The following is an 8,259-nucleotide window of genomic DNA, read 5'->3' as shown; positions in this document are numbered from 1 at the left end:
CGGTCGTTGGCGGGGACATAGGCCGAAGTGTAGCTCATCCCCGCGCCGCGCGGCGCGGCCGAGCAGCCCGCATCGCCGATGACCTTGACGACCTCGGCCAGTTCCTCGGTGGTGGCTGGAGCGACGATCAGCGCGACGACGTCGTCCGCGCGCGACCAGACGTCCTCGCTGTGCAGCTTGCGCTTCGCCTCGTCGATAGTGACGTTGTCGGCCCCGATGATCGCGGCGAGGCGTTCGGCCAGTGCCGAGGTTGCGGTCGGTTCGGAAAGCGTTGCGCTCAGCGGGTCCATCGTCGTGCTCCGGTGATTAATCGTGATTTACTGCTGTCAGGTTGGATTGATCACGCAAAGAGCCGCAGGGCGACCCTCCGCTCTGCGATCATCGGCCCGCTGCGATCGCTGCTGCGCCCTCCCCGGACAGCCTGCCGAGGGTCACGGCGGTGCACAGGCCCATCGCCGGGAGGTAGCCCCAGGACGACGGCCCCGAGACGCTTCGCGCCGCGCCGCCACCCGCGAAAAGGTTGGGCAAAGCCGAGCCGTCCTCGCGCAGAACCCGCGCATTACGGTCGATTTGCAAGCCCCCCTGCGTATGATAGATCGCGCCGACGACCTTGAACGCACCCAGCGCGCCCGAGGGCGGAAGCTCGTCCCCCCAGACGCGGCCCTGTGCGTCCGGACGCCCTTCGACCTGCGCCTGACGGGCCTCTTCGAGCGAGGCGGCCAGCGCCTGCGGATCGACGCCGATGCGCTGCGCCAGAGCCTCTACACTTTCCCCGCGCCGGGCGGCGTTGAGTTCGGTCAGCGCCTTGGTGTCGGGCTGGTAGGCGTTGCGGCGCTCGATCTCTTCGTCGAAAATCACCCAGACGTGGCCGCCGGGCTGCGCCATGACGGGGTGGACCATCCCGGCGATGTCCTCCTTCTCGTCCACGAAGCGCAAGCCGTTGATATTGACCAGAATCGCGCCGTCGATGACGAATCCGGGAGGCACGCTGATACCTTGCGGCTCGGTCAGCATGGCGTAACCTTGGAAGGCACCCAAGTCGCCCATAGCGGCACCTAGCGATGCCCCAAAGCGGATACCGTCGCCCCGGCTGCCCTCGTGACCGTTGTTCCGCGCATCAGCCATCTCGGGTATGTACTGGCGCAGCATTGCGTGGTTTCCGGCGAAGCCGCCGCTGGCGATAACGAGCGCCTTGCACCCCACCCGCTCGCGCTCACCGCCGGGCCGTTCGATCTCGACGCCGAGGACGCGGCCCTCGTCGTCGGCGATCACATCGACCACCTTGGCCGGGTTGAGCACCATCACCCCGGCGTCGGCGACCTTCTGGTGCAGCAGTTCCAGCAGGTCCTGCCCGGCATGGCCCGGCCAGCCGTGGACGCGCATCCGGGTGTTGCCGTAGGCCGGACGGAAGCCGGTATCGAGTTCGAGCGGCACGCCATGAATCCCGACCAGCCAGTCCAGCGTCGGGCCGGAGCCATAGGCCAATGCATGCGCGATCTCTGGGTCGGTCTGGCCTTTCGTCTTGGCGAGAATGTCGGCGAAGAAAGTATCGCCGTCATCCTGCTCGCCTGCCGCCGCCTGCTGCTTCGTCCCGGCCGCACAGAACACGCCCATCGACATGCCGGTGGTGCCCATCGGCCGCGCGTCGGCTTCGACGAGGAGCACTTCAGCGCCCGCATCGCTGGCCGCCAGCGCAGCGGTGGCCCCGCAGGCGCCGCCGCCCATGACGAGGACGTCGACGGTGAATTCGAACTCCATGCCACTCACGATTCTGCGCCAACCTCTACCGCCACGTCTTCCGAGGCGATGTCGTCCGGGCGCCCGACCGCCTCGTTCTCCTGCTGCACGATGCGCAGGATGCGGGCGATGTACTCCTGATTCCACAGCGCACGCTCGGTGGCGGCGGCGCGGTCGGGCACGAAGGCGTCGATCTCGCCTTGCGAGATCACGCCCTTCTCCAGCAGCAGCCGTTCGAGCGTGTCGGTGCGCTGGCGGCTTACCGCCAGTTCCTGAGCGATCGACATAGTGATGGCGAGGACACGCTCGACTTCGGCGTCGAGGAAATAGGGGCGCTTGCCGGCAGGCTTGGCACCCGCGCCGCGCAGGGCATCGGCGATGGACATCAGACGGTTGCTCCGATCACGTGCCAGGCCGCTTTGCGGCCGTAGTCTTCCTTGTCGTCGTCGGCGGCGTCGGGGAACAGGTCGCGGTCGACCACCGCCGTCACCCCGCCGTGGATCAGCTGGTCACGCGCGAACCCGGCCGCGATCATCTCCGCGTCGAGGTCCATTTCGTGCATCCGGCTCCAGAACGGCTCGTTGTTGTAGTAGGCGTCCCAGTCGCGCATGGCCTGCTCGAACAAGGGCATCTCGGGCGCGTACTGCGGCTGCTCGACGTGCAGGACGATGCCGCCCGGCTTCAGCAGGCGGCGCGTCTCGGCCATGATCCGGCGCAGCGATCCGGTGGACAGTTCGTGCAGGAACATCGTCGTCTGGATCCAGTCGAAGCTGGCGTCGGGGAAGATCGAAAGGTCCTCGCCACTCGCCTGCACGAAGCGCACGTTGTCGACGCCGAGCGACTTGGCGCGGCCCAGACCATAACGCAGCACCGGCGCGCCGAGGTCCACGATGGTCATCTCCGCCTCGGGGAAAGCCTGCGCCAGCGGCAGGCTGGAATGGCCCACGGTGCCGCCGATCTCCAGGATCTGCCTGGGCTGGAAGTCCGGCAGGTTGCGCTTCACCCAGCGCGCGACGGCATGGCCGCCGCCGTCCGAATACTTGCCGAGCAACCCGCTGGTGGTGACGAACCCGGCGTGATCGTAGTTCGCGCCATTGCTCACGTCGCCGGGGAAGTATTCGGTGTGATAACTGCCCGGCATGCAGTGATGATCGACCGCCGAGACATAACGCGGCTGCTGCAATGCCGGATCGAGCTTGAGCCGATCGTCGCCCTCGGTCAGTTCGCGGGCCTTCTCGGCCAGTTGCTCGGACTGGCGCAGCGCGGTCCAGCGACCGGCCTGCTGGCGCTGCTCCATCGTCATGCGGCGCATCGCCGACCAGGTCTGGAACGCGGGGTCCGCCAGCAGTGCCTTGCGCGCTTCGTGGCGGTTGGCGATCGGGCGGCCTTCGGCGGCTTCAAACGCAGGCACGACCCGCTTCTCGTAAGCCTGCTTGACGCCGGGCACGACATTGGCCGCCAGGTGGCGATTCATCTGCGCGAGGAAGTTGATCCGCTCGATCTCGTCATGACTGGTCTGCGGAAACAGCGCGTGACGGCCGATGACACGGTAGTCGGGCGGGCCATCGTAATCGGCAGCCGGGTCATTTCTGGACATGGTCAACCCTCGCGTTATATGTCATGCTTCTATATCAAATAACAGGTAGCTTGGCTCACCTCAAGGAGGAGATTACCCGTGACTCGCATCATCGTGCTGCTGAACCTCAAGGCCGGAAAGAGCGTCGCCAATTATGAACGCTGGGCGGAGACTACCGATCTGCCGACCGTGAACGGCCTGAAGTCCGTCTCCAATTTCGAGGTGCTGCGCACGGCGGGCCTGCTGGGCGGCGGCACCGCGCCCTACCAGTACGTCGAGATCATCGACGTGGCGGACATGGACCTGTTCGGCGACGAAACCTCGACCGAGGCCATGGGCAAGGTCGCCGCCGAGTTCCAGGACTGGGCCGACCCGATCTTCATCATGACCGAGAAGCTGGGCTCATGAGCGGTCGCTTCGACGGCAAGGTCGCGGTCGTAACCGGCTCGGGCCGTGCGGGCGGGCTTGGTGAGGGCATCGCTCGCCGCCTCGCCGCCGAGGGCGCGACGGTGGTGATCTCCGACATCGGCGCCCCCGCCGACGCGGCGACGCCGGGTTCGATGATCGGGTCCAGCGCCGAGATGGACGCCATCGCCGCATCGCTGCCGAAGGCTTCGACCTTCCCCTGCGACGTGCGCAATCCCGAACAGGTTCGCGCGCTGGCCGGCCATGCGGTGGACACCCACGGCTCGCTCGACATCTGGGTGAACAACGCAGGGATCGGCTATATCATGAAGCCGATGATGGAGGTCTCCGCCGACGAATGGCGCGCGGTGATCGACGTCAACCTGACCGGTGCATGGTACGGCCTGCAGGCAGCGGCCGAGATCATGATCGCACAGGGGAGAGGCGGCCGCGTCGTCAACATCGCCAGCCAGGCAGCGAAGTCCGGGTTCATGCATGCGCAGGCTTACACCGCCTCGAAGCACGGCCTCGTCGGGCTGGTGCGCTCGGCCTCGATCGAGCTGGGCGCGCACGGCATCACCGTCAACAACGTGTGCCCGAACCACGTCACCACCGGGCTCGGCAAGTGGCAGAACGAGCATTTCGCTGAGGTGCAGGGCATCTCGGTGGAGGAATACCTCGCCAACATGGCCGCGCGCATCCCGATGGGCCGTCCCGGCATGCCTGAGGACACTGCCGCTGCGGTGGCATTCCTGTGCTCGGACGAGGCGATCTACATCACCGGCGAGAGCATGAACGTTTCGGGCGGTGAGGAGCCGCATTGACCCTGCCGTCGTCCCGGACTTGATCCGGGACCGCTGGCCGTGAACCACCCAGCTTGCGTTGGAGCGGTTCCCGGTCGGGGCCGAGCAGGATGCAACCGTGCTTTTCTATCCTCGTCATTCCCGCGAAGGCGGGACCCCATCTCCTGACGGTGCTTGTTGAACCTTCATCAGATGGGTCCCCGCCTTCGCGGGGATGACGGCAGTTTTTGGAGCAGGGTCATTTAGCCCAGCAGTTCCGCCAGCACTCGCGCCACATCCCCGGCCGCATCCAGCCGCCCGACCAGCGCGTGCAGCTGTGGCACCAGCGCCGCATCCAGCCCGCCGAACGCGAAGCACTTGCCCGCTTTCTCCAGTTGCTGCTCCAGCGTCAAACGCCACTCCGGCGCGCCGAGTTGCCGGGCGACATCGACGCGGAAAGACCGCCCGTCCACCAGCCGCACATGCGCAAAAGCCGGTACGAAAGCCGCAAGATCGGCGTTGTCGTCCGCAACGACGGTGATTTTCTCCGCAATCGCCGTCAAAACCGGATCGCCCAGCCGCGCGGGCGTAAAGGCATCGAGGCCCACGTCCCCCTCGGTCAGAACCACCGCGCCGAGCCACGCGAAGCACAGCCGCGCATAGGCCACCGTCATGTCCGCCTGCGGACGGCGGCCGACCAATCGATGAATCAAAGGCGGCGCGTGGTATTCCAGCGCTTCCAGATTGTCCGCCGTCACGCCATGCCCGGCCATCAGCGTCTTGAGCGCAACGATCGCCCCTTGCGCCGCGCGGCCGGTGGGGAACGGTTTCCAGCTGACTTCCTCGACGCGCCAGATTTTGCCCAGCTTGTCGAGTTCGGGCTCCAGCACCGGGTCGTTCTCGAACAGCGCCATGTAGCCGAACGGCCCGCCGATCGCGCCTGCGGGCGAGGGCACCCCGGCGCGCGCAAGGTCGAACGCCTCGACCGCCGAGCGCGCCGCGGCCGCCACCTGCAGCGCCAGCGTGGGCTTGCCCTCGATGTGCGACTGCATCGTTCCGCTCGCCAGTGCGAGGGCGTGGCCGAAGGCACGATAGGCGACTTCCGGCTCTACCCGTCGCAGGCGCGACAGCGCGGCGACGCAGCCGAAGATCCCCGCCGTCGCCGGGCGGAAGAACTTCAGCGGCCCCTTCACCGCCACGCCCAGCGTCGCCACCACATCGATCCCGGCGACCACGGCGGCAAGAAAATCCTCGCCCGAGGCCGGAGCACGCCCGGCCTCGGCCAGCAGCGCCGCGCAGACGGTCGCCATCGGGTGGGCGACCGCCGGCTCATGCACGCAGTCGTATTCCTGCGAGTGGATCTGGTAGGCGTTGACGTAAGCCGCGTAAGGCGCGGGCAGGCGCAGATCCGGTGCGCCCAGCACCATGCCCTCGCCCGCAGCCCCGCCGGTCCAGATCTGCGCGGCCTTGCGGATTTCTTCGGCGTAGATGGCGGAATACCCCGCCACGCCCACCGCAAGGCTGTCGAACAAGAAAGCACGGGCCGCCGCCTGCGCCGAGGGGGGCAGCGCCGCCCACTCGACGGACAGCGCATGATCGGCGAGGCGGGCGGCGGGGTCGGCCATGGTCGCTGGAGTCATCAGGCGACCTGGATCATCACCTTGCCGAAGTGATCGCCCGAGTGGAGGTAGGCGTAGGCATCGGCGGCCTCGTCGAAGCCGAACACCTTGTTGACCACCGGCTCCATGCCGTTGATCGCGATCGCGTTGACCAGGCGCTGCAGCATCGCGCGGCCGCCCGCAGCGATACCGTGAATGGCGAGGTTCTTGCCGATGATCGTGCCGAAGTTGGGCAGCGGATCGCTGACGGTCCCGCCCAGCGCGCCGATGATGGCGATACGCCCGTTGGGCGCCGCTGCCGCGATCGACTGGCGCAGCGTGGCAAGGCCGCCGGTCTCGACGACGATGTCCGCGCCGTTGCCGAGCGCGGCGAACACGGTCTTGTCCCAGTCCCCATCGCCACGATAGTTCACCGTCACGTCGGCACCGAGCGCGCGGGCCTGCTCCAGCTTCTCGTCGCTGGACGAGGTGATGGCGACGCGCGCGCCGCACATGCGGGCGATCTGCAGCGCCATGATCGAAACGCCGCCGGTGCCGAGCGCGAGCACGCTGTCGCCCGCCTTGACCTTGCCGACCTCGACGATCGCATTCCACGCGGTCAGCGCCGCGCCGGACAGCGCTGCGACCTGGCGGTCGGTCAGCGAATCCGGCACCTTCACCAGCGCGTGCGCCGGGACCAGCACGTACTCGGCCAGCCAGCCGTCATGGGTCACGCCAAGGTCGTGGCCGAAGTAAGCGGGCGAGAACGGACCGTCGGTCCAGCTGACGAAATGCGGCGCGGTGACGCGCTGGCCGATCTCGACCCCGGCGACGCCTTCACCCAGACCCGCCACTTCGCCGACACCGTCCGACACCGGCACGCGGTCTTCGGGACGCGGCGCGCCGTACTTGCTGGAGACGATGAGCAGGTCGCGATGGTTGAGCGACACCGCGCGCACCTTGACGAGAACCTGACCGGGACCGGGCTGCGGCACGTCCCTGGTCACTGCGGTCAGCGAGGCGATGCCCTGCTGCGAACCGATCGTATAGGCCTTCACGATACCCCCAAGCGTTGAATGATGCTTTTTGTATCGTAACTATAACAATATCGGTGCGCAAGCGCGCTATGACCGAATTGGGTCGCTCAATTGACCGCGTAGCGGGTTCCGTGAAGATCGAGCCGGATCGTGAACTTGTCCGAGCGGTAATGCGCGAAAGTCAGCAGGAAGGGCCGCTCGTTCGCATCGTAGCTGGTGCGGCTGATCCGCAGCAGCGCGGCAAGCGGGGCGATCTCCAGCGCCTGCGCCAGTTGCGGGTCGGCCTGCAGCGCGCCGATGGTCTGGTCCGCATGGACCGCCTTGTACCCGGCATTGGCGAGCAATTGCAGGATCGGCCCCTTGGCAAGATTGCCCGGCGTGATCAGGGGCGCCAGATCGCCCGGCACGTAGCTGACGACGTAGCCGATCGGCATCCCGTCTAGATAGCGGATGCGCACCGCACGGATGACATCCTGCCCCGCATCGACCTGCAGGGCTGCGGCGATGGTGGGGTTGGGCTTCTCGCGGTTGACCTCGATCACGTTGACGGTGGTGCCGCTGCCCAGCGCCATCAGCGAGTCCATCGCCTGATCTATGTCCGCCTCGATCGGCTTGGCGGGCGACTTGAAGATCACCGTGGTGCCCAGCCGCCGCTTGCGCTCGACATAGCGCTGCTCAGCCAGTTCGTTGAGCACCCTGCGTGCGGTGATCCGCGAGACGCCGAAGAGTTCGGCCAGTTCGTGCTCGGTCGGCATGGAACTGCCGAAAGGGCGCTGACCGCTCAGGATCTCGTCACGCAGTTGCAGGTAGATCTGATAATAGAGCGGCACTGCAGCGTCGCGATCGACCACCCCGATACTCCCGAACATTCAATACGGCACCGCGCGGACTGCGCGAGCCTGATCGTCAAACCTCGCGTAGATAAGTCAATTGCCCGCGCAACGGCAAATTCGGTAGGCGAAAAAGTCGGGCACGAAAAAGGGGCACCGAAGCGCCCCCTGCTTATCACCGAGATCGTCTGGACTGCGGGAAAGGCAGATTGAACCATACTTCGTCATTGCGAGCGTAGCGAAGCAATCCAGTTCCGTGGGTCGTTCGTGGATTGCTTCGCTACGCTCGCAATG

Annotated in this window: 8 protein-coding genes and 1 pseudogene; 2 read left to right on the top strand and 7 right to left on the bottom strand. The window is 66.7% G+C overall.

What is annotated here, in order from left to right; all coding sequences use genetic code 11:
* From ACYPYD_RS08035 to ACYPYD_RS08020, 4 genes and pseudogenes are all read right to left on the bottom strand, one after another.
* Nucleotides 1-290 (bottom strand): annotated as a pseudogene (locus ACYPYD_RS08035) (FAD-binding oxidoreductase); the annotation flags it as partial.
* An 88-nt stretch (nucleotides 291-378) separates the two neighbouring features.
* Entirely contained in the window at nucleotides 379-1,758 is a 1,380-nt protein-coding gene (locus ACYPYD_RS08030) for an FAD-dependent oxidoreductase (RefSeq protein WP_459662716.1), read from the bottom strand.
* A 5-nt stretch (nucleotides 1,759-1,763) separates the two neighbouring features.
* Nucleotides 1,764-2,123, bottom strand: coding sequence for a hypothetical protein (locus tag ACYPYD_RS08025; RefSeq protein WP_459662715.1), 360 nt, complete (start codon nucleotides 2,121-2,123; stop codon nucleotides 1,764-1,766).
* Complete coding sequence (locus ACYPYD_RS08020; protein WP_459662714.1) at nucleotides 2,123-3,334, bottom strand: class I SAM-dependent methyltransferase; 1,212 nt, start codon at nucleotides 3,332-3,334, stop codon at nucleotides 2,123-2,125. Before ACYPYD_RS08020 ends, ACYPYD_RS08025 begins: the two co-directional genes overlap by 1 nt.
* Nucleotides 3,335-3,412: 78 nt before the next feature.
* Here ACYPYD_RS08020 and ACYPYD_RS08015 point away from each other — a divergent pair, with 78 nt between their 5' ends.
* Together ACYPYD_RS08015 and ACYPYD_RS08010 are read left to right on the top strand one after the other, a co-directional pair.
* The gene (locus ACYPYD_RS08015) at nucleotides 3,413-3,721 is read left to right on the top strand and encodes an REDY-like protein HapK (RefSeq protein WP_459662713.1); all 309 of its coding nucleotides are present in this window, start codon (nucleotides 3,413-3,415) and stop codon (nucleotides 3,719-3,721) included.
* Nucleotides 3,718-4,542: an SDR family NAD(P)-dependent oxidoreductase gene (locus tag ACYPYD_RS08010; RefSeq protein WP_459662712.1), complete on the top strand. Its 825-nt coding sequence runs from the start codon at nucleotides 3,718-3,720 to the stop codon at nucleotides 4,540-4,542. Before ACYPYD_RS08015 ends, ACYPYD_RS08010 begins: the two co-directional genes overlap by 4 nt.
* A 221-nt stretch (nucleotides 4,543-4,763) precedes the next feature.
* Here the strand turns inward: ACYPYD_RS08010 and ACYPYD_RS08005 are convergent, their stop codons facing one another.
* The 3 genes from ACYPYD_RS08005 to ACYPYD_RS07995 form a co-directional block, all read right to left on the bottom strand.
* Nucleotides 4,764-6,140 (bottom strand): MmgE/PrpD family protein, encoded by a 1,377-nt coding sequence (locus ACYPYD_RS08005; protein WP_459662711.1) that lies wholly within the window; start codon nucleotides 6,138-6,140, stop codon nucleotides 4,764-4,766.
* Nucleotides 6,140-7,156 (bottom strand): zinc-dependent alcohol dehydrogenase family protein, encoded by a 1,017-nt coding sequence (locus ACYPYD_RS08000; protein ID WP_459662710.1) that lies wholly within the window; start codon nucleotides 7,154-7,156, stop codon nucleotides 6,140-6,142. The genes ACYPYD_RS08005 and ACYPYD_RS08000 overlap by 1 nt, the downstream gene beginning before the upstream one ends.
* 86 nt (nucleotides 7,157-7,242) lie before the next feature.
* On the bottom strand, nucleotides 7,243-8,004 hold the full coding sequence (locus ACYPYD_RS07995; protein WP_459662709.1) for a GntR family transcriptional regulator: 762 nt from the start codon (nucleotides 8,002-8,004) through the stop codon (nucleotides 7,243-7,245).
* Nucleotides 8,005-8,259 lie beyond the last annotated feature (255 nt).

The organism is Novosphingobium sp. 11B (assembly GCF_054589055.1).
Note: the sequence above shows the minus strand (reverse complement) of the source record. Positions and strands in the feature narration are given on the sequence as shown.

Coding starts and splice junctions, on each gene's coding strand:
- ACYPYD_RS07995 (WP_459662709.1), bottom strand. CDS start 8,004: ATGTTCGGGAGTATCGGGGTGGTCGATCGCGACGCTGCAGTGCCGCTC.
- ACYPYD_RS08005 (WP_459662711.1), bottom strand. CDS start 6,140: ATGACTCCAGCGACCATGGCCGACCCCGCCGCCCGCCTCGCCGATCAT.
- ACYPYD_RS08020 (WP_459662714.1), bottom strand. CDS start 3,334: ATGTCCAGAAATGACCCGGCTGCCGATTACGATGGCCCGCCCGACTAC.
- ACYPYD_RS08010 (WP_459662712.1), top strand. CDS start 3,718: ATGAGCGGTCGCTTCGACGGCAAGGTCGCGGTCGTAACCGGCTCGGGC.
- ACYPYD_RS08030 (WP_459662716.1), bottom strand. CDS start 1,758: ATGGAGTTCGAATTCACCGTCGACGTCCTCGTCATGGGCGGCGGCGCC.
- ACYPYD_RS08025 (WP_459662715.1), bottom strand. CDS start 2,123: ATGTCCATCGCCGATGCCCTGCGCGGCGCGGGTGCCAAGCCTGCCGGC.